Source organism: Herbiconiux sp. FW305-C-125 (assembly GCF_058783455.1).
The window spans coordinates 740,676-765,848 of the sequence record NZ_JBYSYO010000001.1 but is presented as its reverse complement, the minus strand read 5'-3'; the positions used below and the strand labels follow the sequence as shown (position 1 = coordinate 765,848).

The following is a 25,173-nucleotide window of genomic DNA, read 5'->3' as shown; positions in this document are numbered from 1 at the left end:
GCGCGGCCCGCCGCCGCTATCGGCGGGCGTTGAGGCGTGCGCACATATGATGGCGAAAACGCGCGCAGAGGAAGGAGTGGGATGGCCGCCGCCGAAGAGCAGCAGCCGGGTGCCCCGGCCGCGCTGAGCGACCGCGACGCCCGCATCCTGAGCTTCGAACGCGCGTGGTGGAAGCACGCCGGGGCGAAGGAGCAGGCCATCCGCAAGGAGTTCGGACTCTCTTCGGCCCGGTACTATCAACTTCTCGGTGCGCTGATCGACTCCCCGGCCGCTCTCGCACACGATCCGATGCTCATCAAGAGGCTTCAGCGGGTGCGGGATGCGCGAATGGCCGCGCGCTCCGCACGACTGCTGTCGCGCGACGACTAGGACTTCACCTCCGCATGGCCCGTTTCTCTGAGGACAGCTTCGACCGTCTGCCCGCCCACCCCGATCGCGTCGGCGCGCACCGCGGACCACGCGCGCGCGGCCGCGGCTGGATCGTGGTGGCCTGGGCGGCACTCGCCACCGCCCTGCTCGTGGGCGGGGGCGTGACCTACCTGGCGGTGATCAACAACAACATCCAGTTCACGGATGCGTTCGGCGGCGGCGGGAGCGGAGGCGGCACCGCGGTGCCGTCCGAGACCCCGACGCCCACTCCGACGATCACCCCGGTCACCGACGGCACCCTCGCGGTGACGGTGCTGAACGGCACCGAGAACGTGGGTCTCGCCGGTCGGGTCGGCCAGGCCGCGACCGAGGCCGGCTGGAACGTGGGCACCATGGCCAACGCGAGCTCCACCGACTTCGCCACCACCACCGTCTACTACGAAGACCCGGCGAACGAGGCGGCGGCGCTCGGCCTCGCACAACTGCTGGGCGGGGTCGCGACCGAGCAGTCCTCGACCTTCCAGGGTGCAGCCCTCACCGTGGTGCTCGGCACCGACTACGCCGGCCCCGGCCTCGACGGCGGGACGAGTGAGGTGCCGCCGGCCGTGGCTCCGGCCGACGGAACCGAGTAGTGCCCGGCGACTGACCCGGGCATCCGGGCCGCAATATTACGCGCGTGTTTCCGTCGTGTTGAGTTGCGGTCACGATCTGCCGATTTTGCCGCTCGAGCCTTTCTCGCCCGAATCCGCGCCCCTAGGATTTGGAAGTGGTCGTGGCAACTGTGTCACCACTGCAGAAACACAGCACTCGGGAGTAACAATGGCGAATGGAACCGTGAAGTGGTTCAACGCTGAAAAGGGCTACGGCTTCATCACGGTCGACGGCGGTGGGCAGGACGTTTTCGTCCACTACTCCGCCATCGACATGGCAGGCTACAAGGTCCTCGAAGAGGGCCAGCAGGTCGTCTTCGAAGTGGGCACCGGCGCGAAGGGGCCTCAGGCCGAGTCCGTCCGGCTTGCCTGATCACCTCGCCCGTTCTGCGGCGCACGACGGTGTGCGCCGATGCTGACGCCGCGCGGCGTTAGTCTGTGGGCGTGAAGAGCCGACGTCGAGGCGCGCTGCGCATCGCATCCGGTGCGGCGCTCGCGCTCTCGATGTCGGCGGTCGCCGCCTGCACGGCGCCGACCGCGGCACCACCGGCCGCGGTGGTGACGCCCACCGCCGGCTCGTCATCGGGTTACCAGACGCCGCCGCCCACTGAGCCCGCTCCACTGCGCGGCACTCTGGTGCCGGTGGGCAGCCTGACGAGTCCGGCGCTCGCGGCGAAGATCGACAACCACGAGGATGCCCGCCCCCAGGTCGGGCTCGAGCGCGCCGACCTCGTGTTCGAGGAGCTGGTCGAGGGCGGCCTCACGCGCTACGTCGCCGTGTGGCAATCCGACCTGCCGGAGCTGGTCGGCCCGGTGCGGTCGATCCGGCCCATGGATCCCGACATCCTCTCCCCGCTCGGCGGCATCGTCGCGTTCTCAGGCGGCCAGGAGCAGTTCGTCGAGCTGATGCGCCAGGCGCCGGTCTACAGCGCCATCCACGGGCAGAGCGACACCGAGGCGACCTTCTTCCGCGCCGACGACCGCGACAGCCCGCACGACGTGATGGTGAAGGCCGCCGAGCTCGCGGCCGAGCACGCCGACCTCGCTCCGCCGGCCCAGCAGTTCGCCTACGCCTTCGACGCCGCGTCGTCGACCGCCGGGGTCGACGGCGCGCCGACCGGCACGCTCGACCTGGTGTTCTCGGATGCCCGGTACCCCAGCTGGGCGTGGGACGCATCCGCTTCGATGTTCCTCCGGTCGCAGGAGGGCGCGCCCGACCTCGATTCGGCGGGGGCGCAACTCGCCGCCAGCAACGTGGTGACGCTGCGGGTCGACGAGGTCTACGACTACGACGCCGAGGTGCCGCGCGCGGTCATGGTCGCCTCGGGCGAAGCCTGGGTGTCGAGCGGCGGCAAGACCGTGCACGCGACCTGGACGAAGGATGCTCAGGGCGCCCCCATCCGTCTCGTCGACGATCTCGGTGCCACCGTGCGTCTCGCCCCGGGCAGCACCTGGGTGGAGCTCGTGCCGCTGGAGCAGGGGAGCGTCACCGTCACCGCGCCGACCACCGCGCCCGCGGGCTGAGCTCACTTGCACTCCCACCCTGCGAGTGCCAGTATTGCTTTAGCACTCGTGAACTCTGAGTGCTAACCCACGGAATCTTTGAAGACGTCCAGGGAGGACGAGAAACACACATGGCAAAGATCATTGCTTTCGATGAGGAGGCCCGCCGCGGCCTCGAGCGCGGCCTCAACACCCTCGCCGACGCCGTCAAGGTGACGCTCGGCCCGCGCGGCCGCAACGTCGTGCTGGAGAAGAAGTGGGGCGCCCCCACCATCACGAACGACGGTGTCTCCATCGCCAAGGAGATCGAGCTCGACGACCCGTACGAGAAGATCGGTGCGGAGCTCGTCAAGGAGGTCGCCAAGAAGACCGACGACGTCGCAGGCGACGGCACCACCACCGCCACCGTGCTCGCTCAGGCCCTGGTCAAGGAAGGCCTCCGCAACGTGGCCGCCGGCGCCGACCCGATCTCGCTCAAGAAGGGCATCGAGAAGGCCGTCGCCGCCGTCTCGGCCGAGCTGATCAAGAACGCCAAGGAGATCGAGACCAAGGAAGAGATCGCCGCGACCGCTTCCATCTCGGCTGCCGACCCTGAGATCGGCGCGATCATCGCCGAGGCCATCGACAAGGTGGGCAAGGAAGGCGTCGTCACCGTCGAGGAGTCGAACACCTTCGGCACCGAGCTCGAGCTCACCGAGGGCATGCGCTTCGACAAGGGTTACCTTTCGGCCTACTTCGTCACCGACCCCGAGCGTCAGGAAGCGGTCTTCGAAGACCCCTACATCCTGATCGTGAACAGCAAGGTCTCGAACATCAAGGACCTGCTGCCCATCGTCGACAAGGTCATCCAGACCGGCAAGCAGCTGCTCATCATCGCCGAGGACGTCGACGGCGAGGCTCTGGCCACGCTCGTCGTGAACAAGATCCGCGGCATCTTCAAGTCGGTCGCCGTCAAGGCTCCCGGCTTCGGCGACCGTCGTAAGGCGCAGCTGCAGGACATCGCGATCCTCACCGGCGGCCAGGTCATCTCCGAGGAGGTCGGTCTCAAGCTCGAGAACGTCACCCTCGACCTGCTCGGTCAGGCCCGCAAGGTCGTCATCACCAAGGACGAGACCACCATCGTCGAGGGCGCGGGCGACCCCGAGGCCATCGCCGGTCGCGTGGCGCAGATCCGTGCCGAGATCGAGAACACCGACAGCGACTACGACCGCGAGAAGCTCCAGGAGCGCCTCGCGAAGCTCGCCGGCGGTGTGGCGGTCATCAAGGCCGGTGCCGCGACCGAGGTCGAGCTCAAGGAGCGCAAGCACCGCATCGAAGACGCCGTGCGCAACGCGAAGGCCGCCGTCGAGGAGGGCATCGTCGCCGGTGGTGGCGTGGCCCTCATTCAGGCCGGCAAGACCGCGTTCGAGAGCCTCGAGCTCTCGGGCGACGAGGCGACCGGTGCGAACATCGTGAAGGTGGCCATCGAGGCTCCGCTGAAGCAGATCGCGTTCAACGCGGGCATGGAGCCGGGTGTCGTCGCCGCCAAGGTGCGCGACCTCGACTACGGCTGGGGCCTGAACGCCGCGACCGGTGAGTACGTCGACCTGCTGTCGGCGGGCATCATCGACCCGGCCAAGGTCACCCGCTCGGCGCTGCAGAACGCCGCGTCGATCGCCGGTCTGTTCCTCACGACCGAGGTCGTCGTGGCCGACAAGCCCGAGAAGAACCCGGCCCCGGCCGGCGACCCCACGGGCGGCATGGACTTCTAGTCCCCGCGCCTTCGGGCTCAGCACCACCACTGCCAAGGGCGGTCCCTCCGGGGGCCGCCCTTCGGCGTTCCTGGGGGCTCTTGCGGTGGGGGGCCGTCTTTGTTAGTGTCGAACCGGTTCGAATCGAACCGGTTCGACGACAATGTGACGGCAGGACGATGGAGACCTCATGGTGACGATCGGAGACGTGGCCCGCGTAGCGGGAGTGTCCCGCAGCACGGCGTCGTACGCCCTGTCGGGCAAGCGCTCCATCTCGCCCGAGGTCCGCGAGAAGGTCGAAGAGGCCGTGCGCAACCTCGGCTACACGCCCAACGCGGGGGCGAAGGCGCTCGCCACGTCGCAGACCAAGGTGCTCGGCCTCCTGGCCCGCTTCCTCGAGGACGAGTTCGCGCCCGCCATGCTGCAGTACATCCTCGGCGTCACGAACCGCGCCCGCGAGGCCGGCTACGACACCCTCCTCCTCACCGACGAGGACGGCGTCGCAGCCCTCAAGCGCATCTCCGACTCGCGGATGGTCGACGGCTTCATCCTGCTCAACGTGGCCGAGAACGACGACCGCCTCGACATCCTCCGCTCGGCCGCACAGCCCGGCTCGCTGGTCGGCCTGCCGGGCGACCCGTCCGGGATCGACGTCTTCGACCTCGACTTCGTGGCCGCCGGCCGCCTCATGGTCGAGACACTGCACGAGCTCGGTCACCGCTCGCTCATCCTCGTCTCCCAGCCCGAGCACGTGCTCGAACGCGGCGGGGCCTACGTCTGGCGTCTCGCCAACGCCGCCCAGCAGCGCGCCGCCGAACTCGGCATCGAGCTGCACCACCACTTCGGCTCCTCGAGCCAGCCCGAGATCGGGATCGAGCTCGAGCGGCTGCTCGACGAGCATCCGTCGGCCACCGGTCTGCTGCTGAACAACGAAGCCGCCGCCGCCGCACTGCCGAACGTGCTGCACTCGCGGGGGCTCTCGGCGCCGGCCGACATCTCGGTGATCGGCCGCTACTCCGACGACTTCGCCCGCACCTTCTCGCTCCCGTACTCCGCGATCGACAGCGCCGCCGATGAACTCGGCCGGCGCGCCGTCGAACGCCTGGTCTCCCGCATCGACGGCACCGCCGATGCGGAAACAACCGTTGTCGATCTGCTCGCGCCCCGGATCGACGACCGCGGCAGTACAGCTGTACCGCCGACCCGTCACTGACACCAAGAGGTCCGGATTCCCGGACACGTTCAAGGAGGAACACCATGATCACCAAGACGCTACGAGCGCCGCTCGTCGTCGCGGTCGCCGCACTCGCGGTGGGCGCGCTCGCGGGCTGCTCGACCTCGGGCACGGGCGACAGCTCGTCGACCGACGCCGCCGGCGGCACCTACACCTGGTGGGACCCGTACCCCCAGCACGAGGAGGGTTCCGACTGGGCCAACCGCGTGCAGGCCTGCGGCACGGAGGCGGGGGTGACCATCGAGCGCACCGCCTACGACACCACCGCTCTCACCAATCAAGCGCTGCTCGCCGCGCAGGAGGGCACCGCGCCCGACATCATCCTGCTCGACAACCCCGCCGTGTCGACCCTGGCCGACACGGGCATGCTGACCACGACCGACGAACTCGGCCTCGACACCTCCGGCATCGACGCCAACCTCCTCGCGGCGGGTGAGCTCGACGGCAAGGACTACGGCATCCCGATCGGCGCGAACACCCTCGCGCTCTACTACAACGCCGACATCCTCTCGGCCGCCGGTGTCGACCCGGCCTCGATCACGAGCTGGGCTTCGCTCACGGATGCTCTGGCCAAGGTGACCGCAGCCGGCCACAAGGGCATCACCTTCGCCGGTATCAACACCGAAGAGGGCTCGTTCCAGTTCCTGCCCTGGTTCTGGGGAGCCGGTGCCGACCTCACGAAGCTCGACTCGCCCGAGGCGGTCAAGGCCCTGACGCTGTGGACGGACTGGGTGCAGAAGGGCTACGCCCCGCAGTCGGTGATCAGCAACTCGCAGAACACCACCTGGGAGGAGTTCCTCACCGGCGACTTCGCGTTCGGCGAGAACGGCACCTGGCAGGTCAACAGTGCGTCGAAGCAGCCCTTCAAGACCGGCGTCATCGAGCTGCCGGCCGAGAAGTCGGGCGTCGCGCCGGCCCCCACCGGTGGTGAATTCATCACGGCCCCGGTGCAGAACGACACCGCGCGCTACGAGACCACGAAGAAGATCGTCGACTGCATGACGACGCCCGACGGCTTCGTGAAGACCGCCGACACCTTCGCGTACTACATCCCGCCGACCAGCGACGGTCAGGACAAGCTGCTCGAAGAGCACCCGGACCTCACGACCTGGGTCTCGGCGGTGCAGGCCGCGAAGGGGCGCACGAGCGACAACCTCGGCACCGACTACCCGCTGATCTCCGAGCAGCTGTGGACGGCCGTTCAGAGCGCGCTCTCCGGAGCATCCTCGCCGCAGGATGCGCTGACCGCGGCCCAGCAGGCGGCGTCGTCGGCGACCGACGGCAAGTAACCGAGGAGGCCCGGGGCGGGCTCGCCGCCCGCCCCGGGACCCGGAACCAACCCGTGACGAAGGACTGATGATGGCGATCTCCACGGCGTCGGCCGCCCCACCGACGCGCAGCACCCAGGCCTCGGCCGTGGCGCGCAAGCGCCGACCCGGCCGGCTCCAGGGCTCCCGCTGGGTGGCGGTGGGCTTCGCCGCGCCGCTCGTGGCGTACCTGATCGCGTTCTACGCGTATCCGCTCGTCCGCAGCATCGACCTCAGCGTTCATGACTACACGGTGCGCGCCTTCGTGCAGGGCAACGCCGAGTTCGTGGGGCTGAAGAACTACACCGACGTCATCACCTCGCCGCTGTTCGGCGAAGCGATCGGCAACACCGCGGTGTTCGTCGTGGCGTCGCTGGTCTTCCAGTACGCGATCGGGCTCGCGCTCGCCGTGTTCTTCCGCAACAACTTCCGTCTCAGCGGGGTGCTGCGGGCGCTGTTCCTGGTGCCGTGGCTGTTGCCGCTCATCGTGTCGGGGTCGACGTGGGCCTGGATGCTCAACAGCGACAACGGCATCGTCAACTCGGCGCTCCAGGCCTTCGGGATCGGTCAGATCAACTGGCTCACCTCACCCGACACCTCGATGCTCGCCGTGGTCATCGCGAACATCTGGCTCGGCATCCCGTTCAACCTCGTCATCCTCTACTCGGGCCTGCAGAACATCCCCACCGACGTCTACGAGGCCGCGTCGCTCGACGGCGCCGGCGCCTGGCGGCAGTTCTGGAGTATCACCTTCCCGCTGCTCCGCCCGGTCTCCGCGATCACCCTGCTGCTCGGGCTCGTCTACACGCTCAAGGTCGTCGACATCATCTGGATCATGACCAAGGGTGGCCCGGCGAACTCCACCACGACGCTCGCGATCTGGTCGTACCGGGAGGCCTTCGGCACCGGGCAGCCCGACCTCTCGCCGGCCGCCGCGGTGGGCAACATCCTCATCATCATCGCCTTGATCTTCGGCTTCGTGTACCTGCGCACCCAGCGCCGTCAGGAGTTGTCATGACCGCCCGCCGCCCCTGGTGGAAGACCGCCCTCGGCATCGTCTTCACCGCCCTGATGCTCTTCCCGGTGTATTGGATGGTGAACGTCTCGTTCACGAAGACCCAGGACCTCCGGCTGAGCCCCCCGCACATCTTCCCGTTCGACGCCACGCTCGACGGGTACACCGACGTGCTGCGCCAGCAGCTGCCGAACCTCGGCACGAGCCTCATCATCGGTCTCGGCTGCGTGGTGCTCACCGTCGTGATCGCCGCGCCCGCCGGCTACGCCATCGCCCTGCTCAACCTGCGCGGTGGTCGCACCCTCAATTTCGTGCTGCTGGTGGCGCAGATGATCCCGGGCGTCGTGATGGCGATGGGCTTCTACGCCATCTACGTGCGGCTCGGCCTCCTCAACAGCATCCCGGGCCTCATCCTGGCCGATTCCACCATCGCGGTGCCGTTCGGTGTGCTGCTGTTCACCGCGTTCATGAGCGGGCTGCCGCGCGAACTGCTGCAGGCGGCGCGGATGGACGGGGCCGGCGCCTGGCGCACCTTCACCTCGGTCGTGCTCCCGCTCAGCCGCAACTCGGCGCTCACGGTCGCGTTGTTCGCGTTCCTCTGGGCCTGGTCGGACTTCGTCTTCGCCTCGACCCTGGCCCGCAACTCGGCGCTGAAGCCCGTGACCCTCGGCATCTACGCCTACATCGGCAACAACACGACCCAGTGGAACGCCATCATGGCCACCGCCGTCGTGGCCTCCATCCCCGCGGCGATCCTGCTCATCGTCGCCCAGCGCTACGTCGCCGCCGGTGTCACCGCCGGCGCAGTGAAGGACTGACCCCGTGACCCTGTCCACCAGCATCGCCGATCAGCTCCCCGATGCCGAGGCGACGGTCGCGGCACCGGTGCGCCCGACCGGTTCCGCTGTCCAGGGCGTCGCCGTGACCGACGTGCAGCTCGACGCGCAGGGCTTCTGGGGTGTGCGCCAGGCGGTCAACAGCTCCGCCACGCTCGAACACTGCCTGCAGTGGATGGAACGCCTCGGCTGGCTCACGAACTTCGACCGCGTCGCCCGCGGGGAGGTCACGCACGACCGGCCGGGTTGGCAGTTCTCCGACTCGGAGGTCTACAAGCTGCTCGAGGCGATGGCCTGGGACTTGGCGCGCACGCCCGATCCGGCGCTGGAGGCGACGTTCTCGGCGCTGGTCGAGCGCGTCGGTGCCGCGCAGGACGACGACGGGTACCTCAACACGGCGTACGGGCATCCGGGCCTGCCGCCGCGGTACTCCGACCTGGCGATGGGGCACGAGCTCTACAACATCGGCCACCTGCTGCAGGCCGCGGTGGCGCGGTTCCGCAGCGGGCACGACGACCGTCTCGTCGAGATCGCTCGACGCGCGGCCGACCAGATCTGCGAAGAATTCGGGGCGGGCGGGTCGGATGCGATCTGCGGCCACCCCGAGATAGAGGTGGCGCTCGTCGAGGCGGGGCGCGCATTCGGCGAGCGTCGCTACCTCGAACAGGCACGGCTGTTCATCGAACGCCGCGGCCGCGGCACGCTGCCGGTACGTCCGCTGCTCTCGGCGGAGTACTTCCAGGACGACGTGCCGGTGCGCGAGGCGACGGCGCTCCGCGGCCACGCCGTGCGCGCCCTCTACCTCACGGCGGGGGCCCTCGACGTCGCGGTGGAGACGGGCGACGACGAGCTCTTCGGCGCGGTCACCCGCCAGTGGGAGCACACGGTCGCGCGCCGCACCTACCTCACCGGCGGCATGGGCTCGCGTCATCAGGACGAGGGCTTCGGCGACGACTGGGAACTGCCGGCCGACCGCGCGTACTGCGAGACCTGCGCCGGCGTCGGCTCGGTCATGCTGGCCTGGCGGCTCTACCTCGCGACCGGCGAGGTGCGCTATGCCGACCTCATCGAGCGCACCCTGTTCAACGTCGTCGCCACCTCGCCGAGCGCCGACGGCACCGCCTTCTTCTACGCCAACCCGCTGCAGCAGCGGGAGCCCGGCGAGCCCGCCGGCGACGGGGTGAACACCCGGGCCGAGGGCGGCATCCGGGCCCCCTGGTTCGAGGTGTCGTGCTGCCCCACCAATGTCGCGCGCACGCTGGCCTCACTCGGCTCCTACCTCGCCTCGGTCGACGACGAGGGCATCGCGCTGCTGCAGTACGCATCGGGCGAGATCCGGGCCGGCGGGTTCGTGCTGCGGGTCGACACCGCCTACCCCGTCGAGGGAGCCGTGCGTGTGCGCGTCGTCGAGGCGCCGGCCGGAGCGCAGCGCCTGCGGTTGCGCATTCCCGAATGGGCGACGGATGCGACGGTGCAGTTCGGTGACGACGCCCCGGTTTCCGTTGCGCCCGGCTGGGCCGACCTGACGCGCTCCTTCGTGAGCGGCGACTCGGTCGTGCTGCGGCTCCCGATCGCCCCCCGGTTCACCTGGCCCGATCCGCGCATCGACGCGGTGCGCGACACGGTCGCGGTCGAACGCGGGCCGCTCGTGCTCTGCCTGGAGTCCACCGACCTGCCCGCGGGCGTCGCGATCGACGACGTGCACGTGCATCCCAGCGGTGCGCCCGGCGCCGCGGACGACGGCGCCCGGCTGACCGGCACGGCCGACGTCGTGCCGAGCGCCGACGGAACGCTGCCGTACCGCCCGGAACCGGCATCCGTCGCCGGGCGGCGACCGATCGAGCTCACTCTCGTGCCGTATCACCGCTGGGCCGAACGCGGCCCCGCCACGATGCGCGTCTTCCTCCCCGTGGCCGACTGACCGTCGGCCACGGGCCCTGAACGCCCCGCCACACCCATCACCATCACGCAAAGGAGCATGACGACATGATCACCACTCCCACACCGGTGCGACGGGCGCGCGGGCGGCGAACCGCTGCGGCCCTGGCCGCCGTGACGGTCGCGCTGGCGGCGGTCGCCGCGTCGGCGCCCGCCGCGCAGGCCGCGCCGAGCGCCGCGAACACCCTCGTGGTGCACGCCGACCAGGCCTTCCGGCCGGTCACCCACCTGGCATCGGGAAGCCTGTACGGGCTCGCCGACGCCGACTCGCCCTCGAGCGAGCTGATCTCCGCGATCAAGCCGCACACCTTCATCCAGAAGCCGTTCGGCGGCAAGCAGCAGCCGACCGGCGACGTGGGGGACACCTGGCAGGTCGCCGCCGACCACGACGCGCGGGTGGTCATCCGGCTCTCCGACTACTACGCCGGCTGGCCGTACCAGTTCGACTGGGCGAACTGGGACCAGGTCGTCACCGACCAGGTGCGCCAGGCCAAGGAGTCGGGCATGACGAACCTCGCGGCCTGGGCGCCGTGGAACGAGTCGACCGGCACCTGGAACGCCGCGAAGAACGGCTCGTTCGAGGACTTCTGGGTGCACACCTACCGGCTCATCCGGAGCCTCGACCCCGACACGCCCATCCAGGGGCCGAGCTACTCCGACAACATCTCCGAGGCGCGGCAGTTCTTCACCGTGGCCAAGGCGACCGACACGATCCCCGACATCCTGGCCTGGCACGAGCTCATCCGGTCGCCCAAGATCGTCGACGACTACGCCACCATCGAGGGCATCCTGACCGATCTCGGCATCGACCAGCGTCCCATCTCCATCGAGGAGTACGCCGCGCCCGCCGAGGCCGGAATCCCGGGCTCGCTCGTGGGGTACATCGCGAAGTTCGAGCGTCTCGGCATCCACGACGCCGAGCTGCCGTTCTGGAACCAGTCGGGCACGCTCGGCGACCTGCTCACCCAGCGTGACGGGGTGCCGAACGGCGCGTACTGGCTCTACACCTGGTACGCCGACATGAGCGGTGACATGGTGACCACCGAGGCGCCGGGCAATACCGCGTTCGAGGCCGCCGCATCCGTCACCGCCGACAAGAACCAGGTGGAGGTTCTGGCCGGTGGTGGCAGCGGCTCGACCGCCGTCACCATCGACGGGCTCGACCAGCTCGCCGTCGCATCGAGCGGCGCCGTGAACGTGAAGCTCGAGTACACCCCGAGCTACGGGCGCACGGTCGCGGTCGCCGGGCCGGTCACCGTCTCGAACACCACCTACCAGGTCGGTGCGGACGGCTCGATCAGCGTGCCCATCACGATGAACCCGGCCTACGGCTACCACGTCGTGGTGACGCCGGCCGGAACCGGCGACGATCTCAGCGGCGCCTACACCGTCAGCAACGTGAACAGCGGGCTCGCGCTCGACACGGCTGATGCGGCACCCGCCGCCGGCACGCTGGTGAACCAGCGCACGCCGAACGCCGGCGCGGCCACCCAGACGTGGAACCTCGTCTCGGCGGGCTCGGGCCTGTACAAGATCGTCAACGCCACCAGCGGACTCGTTCTCGGCATGAAGACGGTCGACCAGAACAACGGCACGAAGGTGGTCGTGGCCGCCGACGCCGGCTCCGACGACCAGCTCTGGCAGCCGATCTCCGACGGCAAGGGCGGCTACCGCTTCGGCAACTACGCCACCGGGCGGGTGCTGGCCGTCGACGGCATGAGCAAGAGCGACGGCGCGCAGGTCGTGCAGTGGCTCGACGGCAACCCGTCGTCGAGCTGCACCGCCTCGGGACCGCGTCAGCCGGGCAAGCTCGGTACGGCGCTGAACTTCTGCGGAACCCCCGCATACGTGGCGCTGCCGACCGGAGCGGTCAGCAGCCTCACCGGCGACTACAGCGTCTCGGCCTGGGTGAACCCGGCGTCGAACGCGGCCTGGCAGCGCATCTTCGACATCGGAACCGGCAGCCAGCAGAGCATGTTCCTCACCGCGAACGACGGTTCGAAGCTGCGTTTCGTCATCACCACCAGCGGCGCCGGGGGCGAGCAGCGACTCATCAGCAGTGCGGGTGCGCTGCCGCTCAACCAGTGGTCGCTCGTGACGGTGACGGTGTCGGGCACGACCGGCAAGCTCTACGTGGGCAGCCAGCTCGTGGCCACCAACACGGCGATGACCGTGCATCCGTCGGCCTTCGGTCAGAGCACGAAGAACTACCTCGGCAAGTCGCAGTACTCCTCCGACCCCGCGTTCAACGGGTCGCTCGACGACGTGAACATCTACAGCCGGGCGCTGACCGCCGACGAGGTGCTGAACCTCTCGACGGGCGTCGCCGGCACCGGTGACGTGCTGAAGTACAGCTTCGACGAGAACACCGGCGCGAGCGTCCCCGACTCGTCGGGGGCGGGCCGCAACGGCACGATCCAGAACGGCGACAACGCGGGCAACGGCACCAACGCCACCACCACGGCGACGGATGCGCAGACCGCCGACCACTTCTGGAAGCTCACCCCGGTGGTGGTGCCCGACACGCAGAAGCCGAGCGCCACGCTCGTGACGCCGACCACTGCGGGGCCGTTCTCGGCGCTGTCGCTCCAGGTCGACGCGAGCGACGACCGCGGACTGAAGCGGATCGTGGCGAACATCTACCAGGGTGGCACGCTCGTGAAGAGCACCCAGACGGCGGTCGCCGACGGCGCGCTCACCGGCACGCACACCGCGACGGTGAACCTGCCCGACGGCAAATACACCATCCGTTACAACGCCGAAGACCTGGCCGGCAACATCGCGCCCACCAAGACCTTCGACGTCACGGTGGATGCCACGGCGCCGACCGTCTCGGTGAAGACGGGTGACTCGTTCGCCGTCGGGGCCGACGGGGTCTACGATCTCGTCAGCTTCAAGCTGAACGACGCCGGGCTCATCGACAAGGTGACGCTCAACGGCGTCGTGAAGGATCTCTCGAACAACGCGTGGTCGGACGTCAACTTCGTCAAGCCCGGCGTGTTCGGGGCGGTGCAGGGGGCCAACACCCTCGTCGTCTACGACGTCGCCGGCAACACCACCACGGTTCAGTTCACACTGAACTGATCATCCGGGTTCTCCGGGGCGCTCCGCGTGGGCGCCCCGGAGAACCTGCACCATTCCTGAAAGGGCCTTCGTGACCGCACCGTCCGACCTGTCGTTCGACATCCGTGAGATCCCGTTCAGCCGGCGAGGCTCGTGGCTCGACATCTCGCCGGTGGTGGGCCTGCACACCACCCGCGAGCAGCTGCACCTGGTGTCGCATCAGACCGGGATGCACGCGATCTTCCGGTTCGAGCCGCTCTCCGACGGCGCCGCGGGTGTCGTGGCGGTGTCGGCAGCGCCGGGCCGTCTCCTTTGGCAGTCACCGGCCGGGGCGGTTGAAGCGGTGTTCGAGAACGACAGCACCATCCGGATGCGCGGCCGCGGATTGGGCATGCGCATCGCGGATGCGGTGACCGAGCTGACACCCTTCACCGGCTCCTACCTCTTCCGTGACCCCGTCGACGGGGCCGCCGTGCTCACCTCCTACGAGACCGGCCGGCGTTACCGCATCACCACCGTGACCGGTGAGACGGTGGTGTCAGGGGCCGAGGTGCTCGGCACCGCCGATCGTTGGGTCGAAGCACGCGGCGGGGCCTGGGAGCTCGCGATCGAGGAATACGAGACGGCCCGCGCGCCGTATACCGCTTCGCGGTCGTTCGACGAGCTCGTCGCCGAGGCCGCGGCCGAGTTCGACGACTACGTGGAGACGCTCGCTCCGTGGCGGAACGAACGAACTCCGGCCGCCGTGGCGGCCTGTTACGTGCTCTGGTCGGCGACGGTGGCGCCGCGCGGTTTCCTCGAGCGCGAGGCGATCTTCATGTCGAAGCACTGGATGGACAAGGTCTGGAGCTGGGACCACTGCTTCAACGCCCTGGCGCTCGCGCCCGGGCTGCCGCGCGAGGCTGTGGAGCAGTTCCGCCTCGTCTTCGACTTCCAGGACCCGTCGGGCGCGCTGCCCGACTCGGTCACGCACTCCGAGGTGCTCTACAACTTCGTGAAGCCGCCCATCCACGGCTGGGCGCTCCGCAAGCTCCGCGCCGCGCTCGCGGCGCCGCTCTCGGCCGACGAACTGGCGGCGATCTACGACGCACTGGCGCGGTGGACCCGGTTCTGGCTCGACCGCAGGCGGGTGCCCGGGCATCCGCTCGCCCACTACCAGCACGGCAACGACAGCGGCTGGGACAACTCGACCATGTTCGATCGCGACCGCGTGATCGAGGCGCCCGACCTCGCCGCGTTCCTCGTGGTTCAGCTCGAGGTGCTCGGCGAGCTGGCGGCCGAGGTCGGGCGCGGTGAGGATGCGGCGGGCTGGCTCAGTGAGGCGGAGTCGATCCGGGCGGCCCTGCTGGAGCTCTGGCGCGGCGACACCTTCGTCGCGCGGGCGCCCTCGAGCGGACGCGAGAGCACGACGACCTCGCTGCTCAGCACCTTGCCGATCGTGGCATCGGCCGGGTTGCCGGCCGCCGTCACCGCCGGCCTCGCGACCCGGATCGAGTCGCACCTGACCGAGTTCGGCCCGGCCACGGAGCTCGTCGACAGCGCGGAGTACGAGGCCGACGGGTACTGGCGGGGGCCGGTCTGGGCGCCGTCGACGGTGCTCGTGGAGGACGGGCTGCGCCAGGCGGGGGCGACGGAGCTGGCCGACCGGATCAGCGAGCGGTTCCGGCGCCTGTGCGAGCGCTCCGGTTTCGCCGAGAACTTCGACGCCCTCACCGGCGCCGGCCTCCGCGACCGCGCCTACACCTGGACGGCGAGCAGCTACCTCCTCCTGGCCCGCGAGGCCGAGGCCCGCGCCGCGCGCTGACGCCGCCCTCCGTCGCCCTCACACCGCCCGCTGAATCCCACTCGCCCGCGCAATTCAGGAGCTTCGCCCGTATTCAGGACTGCGCCTCCTGAATACGGTGGTTTGCGAGCAGAAGTCCTGCGATGAGGCCTGCCACGAGGCGGCACGCTGGTTGTTCCGACGAGGGGCGGACCGTCCAGGCCGCCTCGGCGCCCGTGTGCGCAGTTCAGGACGTTCGGCAGGAACCTCCCTTGCTCAGGCGCCGGGGACCTGAATTGGGGAGACCCTCGTGAGACAGGGACGGCCGGCCTGCGGCGCGGGCGGACAAGGGCGGGGGTGTCCGGGGCTGGGCGGGGGCTAGGCGGGGAGGGGCTTGCGGGGCGGGGGCGTGGGGGCGGCGCCGACGGGCATGAGGGGGAGGGTGACGCGGAAGGTCGCGCCACCGCCCGGGGTCTCGAGCGCCTCGACGGTGCCGTGGTGGGCGGCGACGATCGACGAGACGATGGCGAGGCCGAGGCCCGATCCGCCGGTCTCGCGGGTGCGCGAGGAGTCGGCGCGCCAGAAGCGCTGGAAGATCTTCTCCCGGATCTGCGGCGGGATGCCCTCGCCGTGGTCGATCACGTCGACCATCGCCACCCGACGGGCGTCGTCGACCTGCACCGACAACTCGATCGGGCTGTCGGCGTCGGTGAAGCGGATGGCGTTGCCGATGAGGTTGGTCAGCACCTGCCGGATCTTGTTCTCCTCGGCCAGCACGATCGGCCGCGTCTCGGGGATCGCGATCGGGACGGCCGCCGCCGTGCCGTCGGGCGTCGCGGCCTGGGCCGGCGCGGTGGGATCAGGCACGGAGCCGGTGGCCCCGTTGGCTCCGGTGGCCCCGTTGAACCCAGAGGCTCCAGGATGCCCGGGCGCGCCGGTGTCGGACATGCCACCCGGCACAACAGCGGCAGAACCGCCAGTCGAGCCCACCAAGCCGCCGCCCGCGCCCGCCGCTCCGCCGCCGGCCCCCGCGGCTCCGCGCGGCCGGCGCCGCAGCCGCGCCAGCGTCGCGTTCGCGAACGCGATGGGCCGGGTCGCCGTCGACGGGCTGCGCCCCGATCCAGCAGCATCCGCATCCGCAGAGGGCACCCCCTCGATGCCGGGCGCGAACGAGACGGGCCCGTCGCTGTGCGGCGTGATCGCGGTGACGACGCGCCCCGGGCTGGCGGCACGGGCATCCATCGCCGCGTCGAGCGTCAGCGGCACGAGGTCGACCGGCGCCAGCTGCAGCGGCCGCGTCTCGTCGAGCCGGGCGAGCTCGAGGAGGTCTTCGACGAGCGTGCCCATCCGGATCGCCTCCTTCTCGATGCGATCCATGGCCTGCGCGACGTCTTCGGGCGTCTGCAACGCCCCCATCCGGTAGAGCTCCGCGTAGCCGCGCACCGACACCAACGGGGTGCGCAGCTCGTGCGAGGCGTCGCCGACGAAGCGGCGCATCTGGTCGATGGTCTTGGCGCGGTCGGCGAACGCCGAGTCGATGCGCGCGAGCATGGTGTTCAGGGAGCGGTTCAGCCGCCCGACCTCGGTGTTGGGCGTCGCATCCGACATGCGGCGGCTGTAGTCGCCGCCGTCGGCGATGGCCGCGGCCGTGCGTTCCACCTCGCGCAGCGGCCCGAAGGTCGACGTGACGAGCAACCGCGTCAGCATGGCGCCGAGAATGACCACACCCACGCCGAAGGCGAGGAAGATCGAGAGGTAGGTCGCCGTGGTCTTCTCGGTCTCGGCCAGTGATTTCGCGATGACCACGTTGCCGAGCGATCCGTCGCCGCCGAAGAGGTAGACGGTGGTGGCGATGGCGTGCCACTCGGTGCGCTGGTCGACCGAGTCGACGCTGAACACCTTGCCGCCCAGCAGGTTCGACGTGTCGAGCGAGACCTGCGCGTTGGGCATCGCGTCGGCGGGGCGATCGCCCCAGTTCGAGACGATCAGGTTGCCCGAGGCGTCGAGCAGCCCTACGAAGTAGTCGGTCGGCGCCGAGGTGATGTCCTCGATGCGGAACTGCTCGGTCGTCGCATCCGGCCCCAGGAAGGGCGAGGGGTCACGGCTCGCCGAGTCGAGCTGCGAGTCGACCTGCTGCAGCAGGTACGTGCGCAGCACGATCATGGTGCCGACACCCGAGACCACGAGGCCGAAGGTGAGCATGAGCACGGTCACCCCGGTGATCTTCGAGCGCAGTGAGATGGAGTTCCACTGCTTCAGGATGGCGTTGAGCATGCTCCCAGAAGGCTACGCCCTCTATGCCTTCGAGACTTTGAGCATGTACCCGAAGCCGCGCTTGGTCTGGATGAGCGACTCCTCGGTGTGGGCGTCGAGCTTGCGGCGGAGGTAGGAGATGTAGCTCTCCACGATGCCCGCGTCGCCGTTGAAGTCGTACTCCCAGACGTGGTCGAGGATCTGCGCCTTCGACAGCACCCGGTTGGGGTTCAGCATGAGGTAGCGCAGCAGCTTGAACTCGGTGGGGGAGAGCTCGATGGCGGCGTCGCCGACGAACACCTCGTGCGTGTCCTGGTCCATCGTGAGCTCGCCGGCGCGGATGATCGCGTCTTCGTCGGCCTGCATCGTGCGACGGAGGATGGCCTTGATGCGCGCCACGATCTCGTCGAGCGAGAACGGCTTGGTGACGTAGTCGTCGCCACCCACGGTGAGGCCGGTGATCTTGTCCTCGGTGTCGTCCTTCGCGGTGAGGAAGAGGATGGGGGCGGTGTAGCCCGCCGCTCGCAACCGCTTCGTGACGCCGAAGCCGTTCATGTCGGGCAGCATCACGTCGAGGATGATGAGGTCGGGCTCTTCTTCGAGCACGGCCGAGATGGTCTGGGCGCCGTTGGAGACGGCACGCACCGCGAAGCCGGCGAAACGCAGGCTGGTGGTGAGGAGGTCGCGGATGTTGGGCTCGTCGTCGACGATCAGGATGCGAGGACCGGTCATGGCTCCATTATCTGCGGGTTCGCTGGGCGAAGTCTGAGAAGTTTTCGGATGCGCGCGTTGAGCCTGCTACGCGGCGATCGCATCCGCATCGAGGATGCTGTAGGCGTACCCCTGCTCGGCCAGGAAGCGCTGCCGGTTCTGCGCGAACTCCTGATCGACGGTGTCGCGTGCCACGAGCGTGTAGAAGCTCGCGGGCAGCCCGGACTCCTTCGGCCGCAGCAGGCGGCCGAGACGCTGTGCCTCCTCCTGGCGGGAGCCGAACGAGCCGGAGACCTGGATGGCCACGCTCGCCTCGGGCAGGTCGACCGAGAAGTTCGCCACCTTCGACACCACGAGGATCTTCTCCTCCCCGTCGCGGAAGGCCTGGAACAGCCGCTCGCGCTCGGCCACCGGCGTCGCGCCCGTGATCTCGGGGGCGCCGAGCTCACGCGAGAGCTCCTCGAGCTGGTCGAGGTACTGCCCGATGACGAGGATGCGCTCGCCGCGGTGCTGCTCGATCAGCTGCCGCGTCGCCTCGAGCTTGGCCGGTGCCGTGGCTGCGAGGCGGTAGCGCTCGTCGTCGGCGGCCGCGGCATAGGTCATCCGCTCGGTGAATGGCAGGTCGACGCGCACCTCGTAGCAGTTCGCGGGGGCGATGTAGCCCTGGGCCTCGATCTCCTTCCAGGGGGCATCGAAGCGTTTCGGGCCGATCAGGCTGAAGACATCCGACTCGCGCCCGTCTTCGCGCACCAGCGTGGCGGTGAGGCCGAGGCGGCGGCGCGCCTGCAGGTCGGCGGTGAGCTTGAACACCGGCGCGGGCAGCAGGTGCACCTCGTCGTAGACCACGAGGCCCCAGTCGAGGGCGTCGAGCAGCTCGAGGTGCGCGTACTTGCCGCCACGCTTGGCGGTGAGGATCTGGTACGTCGCGATGGTGACCGGCTTGATCTCCTTGACGAGACCCGAGTACTCGCCGATCTCGTCCTCGGTGAGAGTGGTGCGCTTCAGGAGCTCGGCGCGCCACTGGCGGGCGGAGACCGTGTTCGTCACCAGGATGAGCGTGTTCGTCTTCACGCTCGCCATGGCGCCGGCGCCCACCAGGGTCTTGCCCGCGCCGCAGGGGAGCACCACCACGCCGGAACCGTGCGCGGCGAAGTTGTCGACGGCCTGCTGCTGGTAGTCGCGGAGGTGCCAGCCGGCCTGGTCGAGGTCGATCTCGTGCGGGGTGCCGGGGGTGAAGCCGGCCAGGTCGTCGGCGGGCCAGCCGAGCTTGATCAGCTCCTGCTTGAGCTGCCCGCGCGCCCAGGGCTCGATGCTCCAGCTGCCGTCGGGCCGCTTCTCGGTGAGGAGCGGCGCCACCTTCTTACCGCGGGTGATCTCGGTGAGCACGGCGGGGTCGGTGGAGCGCAGGGTGAGCACGCCGTCGGGGTGGCGCTCGATCACGAGCTTGCCGTAGCGGTCGATGGTCTCGACGATCTCGAGGGTGACGGTCTGCGGCACCGCGAACTTCGAGAAGCGCTCAAGCGTGGCGAGGATCTCGTCGGCCGTGTGGCCGGCGGCGCGCGCGTTCCAGAGCCCGAGGCGGGTGATGCGGTAGGTGTGGATGTGTTCGGGGGCGCGTTCGAGCTCGGCGAAGACCGCGAGCTCGTGGCGCGCGGCTTCGGCATCCGGATGCGCGACCTCGAGCAGTACGGTGCGGTCGCTTTGAACGATGAGGGGGCCGTCGGGCATAACAGACGAGTCTACGGCGCGCTGCTGTCAGTCGGCCGGGACGAGGCGGATGTTCGCTACCGGCAACGTGCGCTCGACGCCGGCCCGCTCGTCGACGCAGCGCAGGCGGCCGTTGGCGAGGCTCAGCGGGGTGACGTCGAGGCGGCGCGTGCTGCCGTCGGGCAGCTCGACGTCGATGGTGACGGAGGTTCGGCTGCGTACCGCCTGCTCGAGGCGGCGGGCCACCCAGGCGGAGTCATCGGCGGGGGACTGGCGGGCCGCGGAGTCGCGGAGGCGGCGCACGAGGTCGACGACCGCGGGCGGGGTCGGCGTGGCGGGCGCGGCGGGCGGCGCGGACTGGTCGGGCGGCGAGGACTGCTCGGGCGGCGCGGGTGCGGCGGGCGGCGCGGCCGGGATCGTGGTGGACCCGTCGCGGGGCGGCGTCGGCCGTGCGGGTGGCGGGTCTGCGATGCGAGCGCGGCGCATCACTGTCGGGCGGCCCTCGGCGTCTTCGGCGAGCACGGGGTAGCGCGCGTCGACGAGCGACCAGTAGACGGTCGTCGGGTCGCTCCGGCTGGCGAGGGCGTCGCCGTCGACGCCCGGGGCTTCGGTGGCCCGCAGGGCGAGGGGTGCCAGGGTCTGATCCACGGCGAGAGCGGCGAGCAGGGAGTGGTCGCGGGTGTGCACGACGGTGCGGGGGGCGCCCGCGTGGGCATCCGCATCCGCGAGCCGGCGGACGCGGACGGAGCCGTGGCGGCGGCCACCCTCGGTGAGGAGGTAGTCGAGGGCCTGCGGAATACCGGTCAGCGAGATCTCGGAGAGGAACCCCTTGAGGTCGGCTTCGGTCTCGCCCGAGGCCAGTGCGCGGTCGATGGTGGCCTGGGAGATGCGGTAGCTGGATGCGACCCCGCGGTTCTCGATGTCGGCGAGTAGGCGCAGGCGGGCGTCGACGGCGGGGGCGAGCGGCCCCGGAGCGATCACCGAGAGGTCGTGTTGCACGTACACGCGGCCGACCTCGGGTGGCAGCGCCGCGTCCAGAGCAGAAACCGCAGCCGCCGTCGCCGCGAGCGCGGCCCGCCCGAACAGCGTCCCCTGCCCGTCGGCCGTCAGGCCGAGCAGCGTCGCAATGCGGTTGACGTCCGCGAGCTGAGCGCGCATCGCCGCGTCGGATGCGGGGAACAGCCACGCATACCGCTCCCGCAACGCGCTCCCGCTCACCCAGCCGCCCGGGGCGTCCGCCCCGCCACTCCCACCGCCGTCCGCCGCCCCGCCCCCATCGGTGCCGTCGCCGTTCTGCGTGTTGGCGGCGCGGAGCGCCCGCTGCACGGGGAAGGGGAGGCTGCCGAGCCAGGCCGTGGCGAGCGCGAGCCAGCGCTCGGCGGCGGGGAGTCGACCCCACTCGTCGGCGAGCGACGTCGAGAGGAGCGTGTCGCCCTCCACCGCCACGAGCCGCGCGGCGGAGGCGATCCCGACCACATCGGGCACTGCCTGCGGGTCGACGCCGAGCACGGCCCCGAGCCGCTTCTCGTCTCCGGCCGGCACGCCTCCTCGTGCGAGCAGTCGCAGCGGTGCGGCCCGCAGCTGCTGCCCGAGTTCGGCGACCGCCGCCATGGCGACGAACGCGCGCTCGCTCCCCATCGCATCCGCTGCCGTGCTCACAGTGCCGGCTCCGGCCGGGTCGGGTGCGCCGTGCGCCGAGCCGTCGGCCTCGGTCAGTACCCGCGCGGCCGCCTCGGCGACGGCGGCGTACGGGCGGGGCTCGGCCGCCGCATCCGTCGCCTGACCGAGCGCGAGGTCGCTCAGGGTCGCGGCAGCCGTGTGCGGCGCCGAGCCTGCGGCGAGGTCAGCCAGCGTCGACCGGTCGAGGGAGCGCAGGGCCAGCTGGATGGAGGTCGGGTCGAGCAGCGCATCCGCCAGGTCGAAGAAGTCGTGCTGGTCGCGGGCAGCGACGTGACGGCGCACGAGCAGGGCGGTCAGCGCCTCGTCGTCGAGGGAGCTCAGCCGCCGCGCGAGGGCGAGCGAATCGCTCATCGACTCCCGCGTGCGTCGCGAGCGCGCCGACGCATGTTGACAACGAGTAGGGCGATCATGAAGATCAGCCCGATCGGCAGGCCGACGAGGGGGATGAAGAAGATCACGCGCCACAGGTCGCTGTCGAAGTCGCGCACGCCGAGCAGCGTCGAGATGATGATGGTCAGGAACGCGAGCACCGACAGGCCGATCGTCGCCGCGACCATGAACGCGAGGGGTCGTTCGGCGCGACCCGGCGCGCTCTTCTGTTCGTCACTCACGACACCAAGGATACGGGCACCGGTAGGCTGGTCAGTGGCCACGAGAGGTATTCGGGCCGATTACACGAGGAGATTCAGGATGCCTACCGGCAAGGTCAAGTTCTACGACGACGAGAAGGGCTTCGGCTTCATCAGTTCCGATGACGGTCAAGAGGTGTTTCTGCACGCGTCCGCTCTGCCGGCCGGGGTCACCGTGAAGAGCGGCACGAAGCTCGAGTTCGGCATCGCCGACGGCAAGCGCGGTGCTCAGGCGCTGTCGGTGCGGGTGCTCGAGGCCCCGCCGAGCCTGCAGAAGATGGCACGCAAGCCCGCCGACGACATGGCCGTGATCGTCGAAGACCTCGTGAAGGTGCTCGACTCCATCGGCGGAAACCTCAAGCGCGGGCGCTACCCCGACAACGCCCACAGCCGCAAGATCGCCGCGCTGCTGCGGAAGGTCGCCGACGAGCTGGACGCCTAGTGGCGTCCGACGACTCCGTCGACCGTTCCGCTGAGGCCGAGACGCCGGTCGCTGACGGCGGGTCCGCTACCGGCCTCGAGTCCGCCGCCCCGGTGGTCTCCGACGTGGAGTCTTCCGCTGACGCGGTCGAGCCGGTGGCGGATGCGCCCGGTTTCGCCGACGAGGCCGAAAGCGCCGCCGACGTGCGCGACTCCGACGGCGCGGGCGAGGGTGAAGCCGAAGCCGAAGCCGAAGCAGAAGCCGACGAGCCGGTTGCCGGCGAGCCCGTGGAGCCGAAGCCCGCGCCGGTCGTCGACGAGGTGCTGCTTGCTTCCGTCGATCTGGCGCGCGCCGCGCTGCTCGAGATCACGCCCGCCGCCACGGTCGGCGAGGTCGTGGGCTCGGTCGCCGATGAGGACCACGTGCTCAGCCTGCACTTCGCCTCGAAGCTCGCGGGCTACCCGGGCTGGCATTGGACGGTGACGCTCGCTCGCACCGACACCGACTCCGAGCCGACCGTGCTCGAGGTCGAGATGCTGCCCGGTGAGAGCGCCCTGATCGCGCCCGATTGGGTGCCGTGGTCGGAGCGCCTCGCCGAGTACCAGCTCGCGCAGGAGCTCGCAGCGGCCCAGGCCGCCGACGAGGAAGAGGGCGACGACGACCTCGATGACGACGACGAAGACGACGCCGAAGGCGATGACGATCTCGGCGACGACGACGACGATTTCGGCGACGATGACGATGACGACGACCACGACCTCGACGACGACGGACTCGACCTCGACAACGGCATCGACATCGACGACCACGTGACGGACGACGACGAGCTCGCCGGCTCCGTCGAGGATGGTTTCGGGGCCGCCGGCTCCGAGCCCGGCGGCTCCGTCGACGGCGACGCCGACCCCAACGGCGACGAGGACGAGTCCTCGGACATCGTCAGTGACGACGACTCATCCGACGACGTGGACGCCTACGCCGATGACCTCGACGACCCGCACGCGGAAGGCCCCTGGTCCGGGCGCTGACCACTCGGGCGGCCCCGTAGCCCGAATCCGGGCAGCGCCCGCAGGGCGAACGCGGACAACTCCAAAGCACGCGCCAACCGTCGCCCTCCAGGGGCGAGGTGCGCGCGAGGTTTGGAGAAGTCCGCAGCCGTCGCGAGCGGGCGCGCTCGTCGGCGTCGGCGCCGGCCTCAGTCGGCCAGGTGCTCCACGACGTACTCGATCGACGCGATCAGCGCCCGCACGTCCGACGGCTCGATCGACACGAACGTCGCCACCCGCAGCTGGTTGCGCCCGAGCTTGCGGTACGGCTCCGTGTCGACGATCCCGTTCGCCCGCAGCGCTGCAGCGACGGCAGCGGCATCGATCGAATCGTCGAAGTCGATCGTGACGACCACCTGCGACCGGTGCGCCGGGTCGGCCACGAACGGCGTCGCGTACGACACCCCGGATGCCCACTCGTAGAGCGCCGACGACGACTCCGTCGTGCGAGCGGATGCCCACGACAGCCCACCGTTCCCGTTGATCCACTCGATCTGGTTCGCCAGCAGCACGAGGGTCGCGATGGCCGGCGTGTTCAGCGTCTGGTTCAGCCGCGAGTTGTCGACAGCGTTCTTGAGGCTCAGGAATTCGGGGATGTACCGGCCGGATGCGGCGATCCGCTCCACCCGCTCCAGCGCCGCCGGCGAGAAGAGCGCGAACCACAGCCCGCCGTCGCTGGCGAAGTTCTTCTGTGGGGCGAAGTAGTAGACATCCGTCTCGGCGGCGTCGAACGCGATGCCCCCGGCGGCGCTCGTGGCGTCGACGACGGTGAGCGCGCCCTCGTCGCCCTGTACGCGGGTCACGGGCGCCATCACGCCGGTGCTGGTCTCGTTGTGCGGCCAGGCGTACACGTCGACGCCCTCCACGACCTCGATCGACCCGCGCGCGCCGGCCTCCGACTTCACGACGTGCGGTGCCTCGAGCCAGGGCGCGGCCGCAGCGGCGGCGAACTTCGACCCGAACTCGCCGAACGAGAGGTTCTCGGCACGCTTCTCGATGAGGCCGAACGCCGCCGCATCCCAGAACGCGGTCGAGCCGCCGTTGCCGAGCACGACCTCGTAGCCGTCGGGCAGCGAGAACAGCGTGGAGAGGCCGGAACGCACCGACCCCACCAGCTTCTTCACCGGCGCCTGACGGTGGCTCGTGCCGAGCAGCGTCGCTCCGCGGGTGACGAGGTCTTCGAGCTGCGCCGCACGCACCTTGGACGGCCCGCAGCCGAATCGGCCGTCGACGGGCAAGAGGTCGGTGGGAATCTGGATCTCGGCCATGCGCTCAATAGTATCGACGCGCGAGGGCCCGGGTCGCACGGCGAAACAGTAGGC

At 70.0% G+C, this 25,173-nt stretch carries 20 protein-coding genes; 14 read left to right on the top strand and 6 right to left on the bottom strand.

Translation table 11 applies throughout. The features are described from left to right. Positions 1 to 81: 81 nt before the first annotated feature. The 12 genes from AC3WLB_RS03840 to AC3WLB_RS03785 all read left to right on the top strand — a co-directional run bounded on the left by AC3WLB_RS03840 (position 82) and on the right by AC3WLB_RS03785 (position 15,449). Positions 82 to 369 carry a DUF3263 domain-containing protein gene (locus AC3WLB_RS03840; protein WP_492503429.1) on the top strand — a complete coding sequence of 96 codons (288 nt, stop codon included), beginning with the start codon at positions 82 to 84 and terminating at the stop codon, positions 367 to 369. 14 nt (positions 370 to 383) lie between these two features. Continuing rightward, the gene (locus AC3WLB_RS03835) at positions 384 to 1,001 is read left to right on the top strand and encodes a LytR C-terminal domain-containing protein (protein WP_492503427.1); all 618 of its coding nucleotides are present in this window, start codon (positions 384 to 386) and stop codon (positions 999 to 1,001) included. A 187-nt stretch (positions 1,002 to 1,188) separates the two neighbouring features. Next, a complete protein-coding gene (locus AC3WLB_RS03830; RefSeq protein ID WP_022898088.1) occupies positions 1,189 to 1,392 on the top strand; it encodes a cold-shock protein in 204 nt (67 codons plus the stop codon). A gap of 71 nt (positions 1,393 to 1,463) precedes the next feature. Then, positions 1,464 to 2,543 (top strand): DUF3048 domain-containing protein, encoded by a 1,080-nt coding sequence (locus tag AC3WLB_RS03825; protein WP_492503424.1) that lies wholly within the window; start codon positions 1,464 to 1,466, stop codon positions 2,541 to 2,543. Between the two features lie 110 nt (positions 2,544 to 2,653). After that, the gene (groL, locus tag AC3WLB_RS03820) at positions 2,654 to 4,273 is read left to right on the top strand and encodes a chaperonin GroEL (RefSeq protein ID WP_022898087.1); all 1,620 of its coding nucleotides are present in this window, start codon (positions 2,654 to 2,656) and stop codon (positions 4,271 to 4,273) included. A 169-nt stretch (positions 4,274 to 4,442) separates the two neighbouring features. Further along, entirely contained in the window at positions 4,443 to 5,465 is a 1,023-nt protein-coding gene (locus tag AC3WLB_RS03815) for a LacI family DNA-binding transcriptional regulator (RefSeq protein WP_022898086.1), read from the top strand. A 44-nt stretch (positions 5,466 to 5,509) separates the two neighbouring features. Continuing rightward, a complete protein-coding gene (locus AC3WLB_RS03810; RefSeq protein WP_492503421.1) occupies positions 5,510 to 6,775 on the top strand; it encodes a sugar ABC transporter substrate-binding protein in 1,266 nt (421 codons plus the stop codon). Positions 6,776 to 6,845: 70 nt separating this feature from the next. Next, entirely contained in the window at positions 6,846 to 7,811 is a 966-nt protein-coding gene (locus AC3WLB_RS03805; RefSeq protein WP_492503419.1) for a carbohydrate ABC transporter permease, read from the top strand. Beyond that, on the top strand, positions 7,808 to 8,626 hold the full coding sequence (locus AC3WLB_RS03800) for a carbohydrate ABC transporter permease (protein WP_022898083.1): 819 nt from the start codon (positions 7,808 to 7,810) through the stop codon (positions 8,624 to 8,626). Before AC3WLB_RS03805 ends, AC3WLB_RS03800 begins: the two co-directional genes overlap by 4 nt. 4 nt (positions 8,627 to 8,630) lie before the next feature. Continuing rightward, on the top strand, positions 8,631 to 10,565 hold the full coding sequence (locus tag AC3WLB_RS03795) for a glycoside hydrolase family 127 protein (protein WP_492503417.1): 1,935 nt from the start codon (positions 8,631 to 8,633) through the stop codon (positions 10,563 to 10,565). Positions 10,566 to 10,630: 65 nt separating this feature from the next. Next, positions 10,631 to 13,666, top strand: coding sequence for a LamG-like jellyroll fold domain-containing protein (locus tag AC3WLB_RS03790; RefSeq protein ID WP_492503415.1), 3,036 nt, complete (start codon positions 10,631 to 10,633; stop codon positions 13,664 to 13,666). A gap of 70 nt (positions 13,667 to 13,736) precedes the next feature. Beyond that, the gene (locus AC3WLB_RS03785; protein WP_492503413.1) at positions 13,737 to 15,449 is read left to right on the top strand and encodes an amylo-alpha-1,6-glucosidase; all 1,713 of its coding nucleotides are present in this window, start codon (positions 13,737 to 13,739) and stop codon (positions 15,447 to 15,449) included. Positions 15,450 to 15,785: 336 nt separating this feature from the next. On the opposite strand, the gene AC3WLB_RS03780 is transcribed toward AC3WLB_RS03785, so the two are convergent. The 5 genes from AC3WLB_RS03780 to AC3WLB_RS03760 all read right to left on the bottom strand — a co-directional run bounded on the left by AC3WLB_RS03780 (position 15,786) and on the right by AC3WLB_RS03760 (position 22,369). Continuing rightward, positions 15,786 to 17,681, bottom strand: a complete 1,896-nt coding sequence (locus AC3WLB_RS03780) for a sensor histidine kinase (RefSeq protein ID WP_492503411.1) — start codon at positions 17,679 to 17,681, stop codon at positions 15,786 to 15,788. A 21-nt stretch (positions 17,682 to 17,702) separates the two neighbouring features. Beyond that, positions 17,703 to 18,392: a response regulator transcription factor gene (locus AC3WLB_RS03775; protein WP_022897448.1), complete on the bottom strand. Its 690-nt coding sequence runs from the start codon at positions 18,390 to 18,392 to the stop codon at positions 17,703 to 17,705. Positions 18,393 to 18,458: 66 nt separating this feature from the next. Then, complete coding sequence (locus AC3WLB_RS03770; protein WP_492503409.1) at positions 18,459 to 20,099, bottom strand: DNA repair helicase XPB; 1,641 nt, start codon at positions 20,097 to 20,099, stop codon at positions 18,459 to 18,461. A 27-nt stretch (positions 20,100 to 20,126) separates the two neighbouring features. Then, positions 20,127 to 22,109, bottom strand: a complete 1,983-nt coding sequence (locus AC3WLB_RS03765) for a helicase-associated domain-containing protein (protein WP_492503407.1) — start codon at positions 22,107 to 22,109, stop codon at positions 20,127 to 20,129. Continuing rightward, on the bottom strand, positions 22,106 to 22,369 hold the full coding sequence (locus AC3WLB_RS03760) for a hypothetical protein (protein ID WP_022897445.1): 264 nt from the start codon (positions 22,367 to 22,369) through the stop codon (positions 22,106 to 22,108). The genes AC3WLB_RS03765 and AC3WLB_RS03760 overlap by 4 nt, the downstream gene beginning before the upstream one ends. A 79-nt stretch (positions 22,370 to 22,448) precedes the next feature. On the opposite strand from AC3WLB_RS03760, the gene AC3WLB_RS03755 reads away from it, so the two are divergent. Together AC3WLB_RS03755 and AC3WLB_RS03750 are read left to right on the top strand one after the other, a co-directional pair. Beyond that, a complete protein-coding gene (locus AC3WLB_RS03755) occupies positions 22,449 to 22,829 on the top strand; it encodes a cold shock domain-containing protein (RefSeq protein WP_022897444.1) in 381 nt (126 codons plus the stop codon). Next, complete coding sequence (locus AC3WLB_RS03750) at positions 22,829 to 23,833, top strand: DUF3027 domain-containing protein (protein ID WP_492503404.1); 1,005 nt, start codon at positions 22,829 to 22,831, stop codon at positions 23,831 to 23,833. The genes AC3WLB_RS03755 and AC3WLB_RS03750 overlap by 1 nt, the downstream gene beginning before the upstream one ends. A gap of 167 nt (positions 23,834 to 24,000) precedes the next feature. On the opposite strand, the gene serC is transcribed toward AC3WLB_RS03750, so the two are convergent. After that, positions 24,001 to 25,119, bottom strand: coding sequence for a phosphoserine transaminase (serC, locus tag AC3WLB_RS03745; RefSeq protein WP_492503403.1), 1,119 nt, complete (start codon positions 25,117 to 25,119; stop codon positions 24,001 to 24,003). Between the last annotated feature and the right edge of the window lie 54 nt (positions 25,120 to 25,173).

Coding starts and splice junctions, on each gene's coding strand:
- AC3WLB_RS03840 (WP_492503429.1), top strand. CDS start 82: ATGGCCGCCGCCGAAGAGCAGCAGCCGGGTGCCCCGGCCGCGCTGAGC.
- AC3WLB_RS03835 (WP_492503427.1), top strand. CDS start 384: ATGGCCCGTTTCTCTGAGGACAGCTTCGACCGTCTGCCCGCCCACCCC.
- AC3WLB_RS03830 (WP_022898088.1), top strand. CDS start 1,189: ATGGCGAATGGAACCGTGAAGTGGTTCAACGCTGAAAAGGGCTACGGC.
- groL (WP_022898087.1), top strand. CDS start 2,654: ATGGCAAAGATCATTGCTTTCGATGAGGAGGCCCGCCGCGGCCTCGAG.
- AC3WLB_RS03815 (WP_022898086.1), top strand. CDS start 4,443: ATGGTGACGATCGGAGACGTGGCCCGCGTAGCGGGAGTGTCCCGCAGC.
- AC3WLB_RS03810 (WP_492503421.1), top strand. CDS start 5,510: ATGATCACCAAGACGCTACGAGCGCCGCTCGTCGTCGCGGTCGCCGCA.
- AC3WLB_RS03805 (WP_492503419.1), top strand. CDS start 6,846: ATGGCGATCTCCACGGCGTCGGCCGCCCCACCGACGCGCAGCACCCAG.
- AC3WLB_RS03800 (WP_022898083.1), top strand. CDS start 7,808: ATGACCGCCCGCCGCCCCTGGTGGAAGACCGCCCTCGGCATCGTCTTC.
- AC3WLB_RS03790 (WP_492503415.1), top strand. CDS start 10,631: ATGATCACCACTCCCACACCGGTGCGACGGGCGCGCGGGCGGCGAACC.
- AC3WLB_RS03780 (WP_492503411.1), bottom strand. CDS start 17,681: ATGCTCAACGCCATCCTGAAGCAGTGGAACTCCATCTCACTGCGCTCG.
- AC3WLB_RS03775 (WP_022897448.1), bottom strand. CDS start 18,392: ATGACCGGTCCTCGCATCCTGATCGTCGACGACGAGCCCAACATCCGC.
- AC3WLB_RS03770 (WP_492503409.1), bottom strand. CDS start 20,099: ATGCCCGACGGCCCCCTCATCGTTCAAAGCGACCGCACCGTACTGCTC.
- AC3WLB_RS03765 (WP_492503407.1), bottom strand. CDS start 22,109: ATGAGCGATTCGCTCGCCCTCGCGCGGCGGCTGAGCTCCCTCGACGAC.
- AC3WLB_RS03755 (WP_022897444.1), top strand. CDS start 22,449: ATGCCTACCGGCAAGGTCAAGTTCTACGACGACGAGAAGGGCTTCGGC.
- serC (WP_492503403.1), bottom strand. CDS start 25,119: ATGGCCGAGATCCAGATTCCCACCGACCTCTTGCCCGTCGACGGCCGA.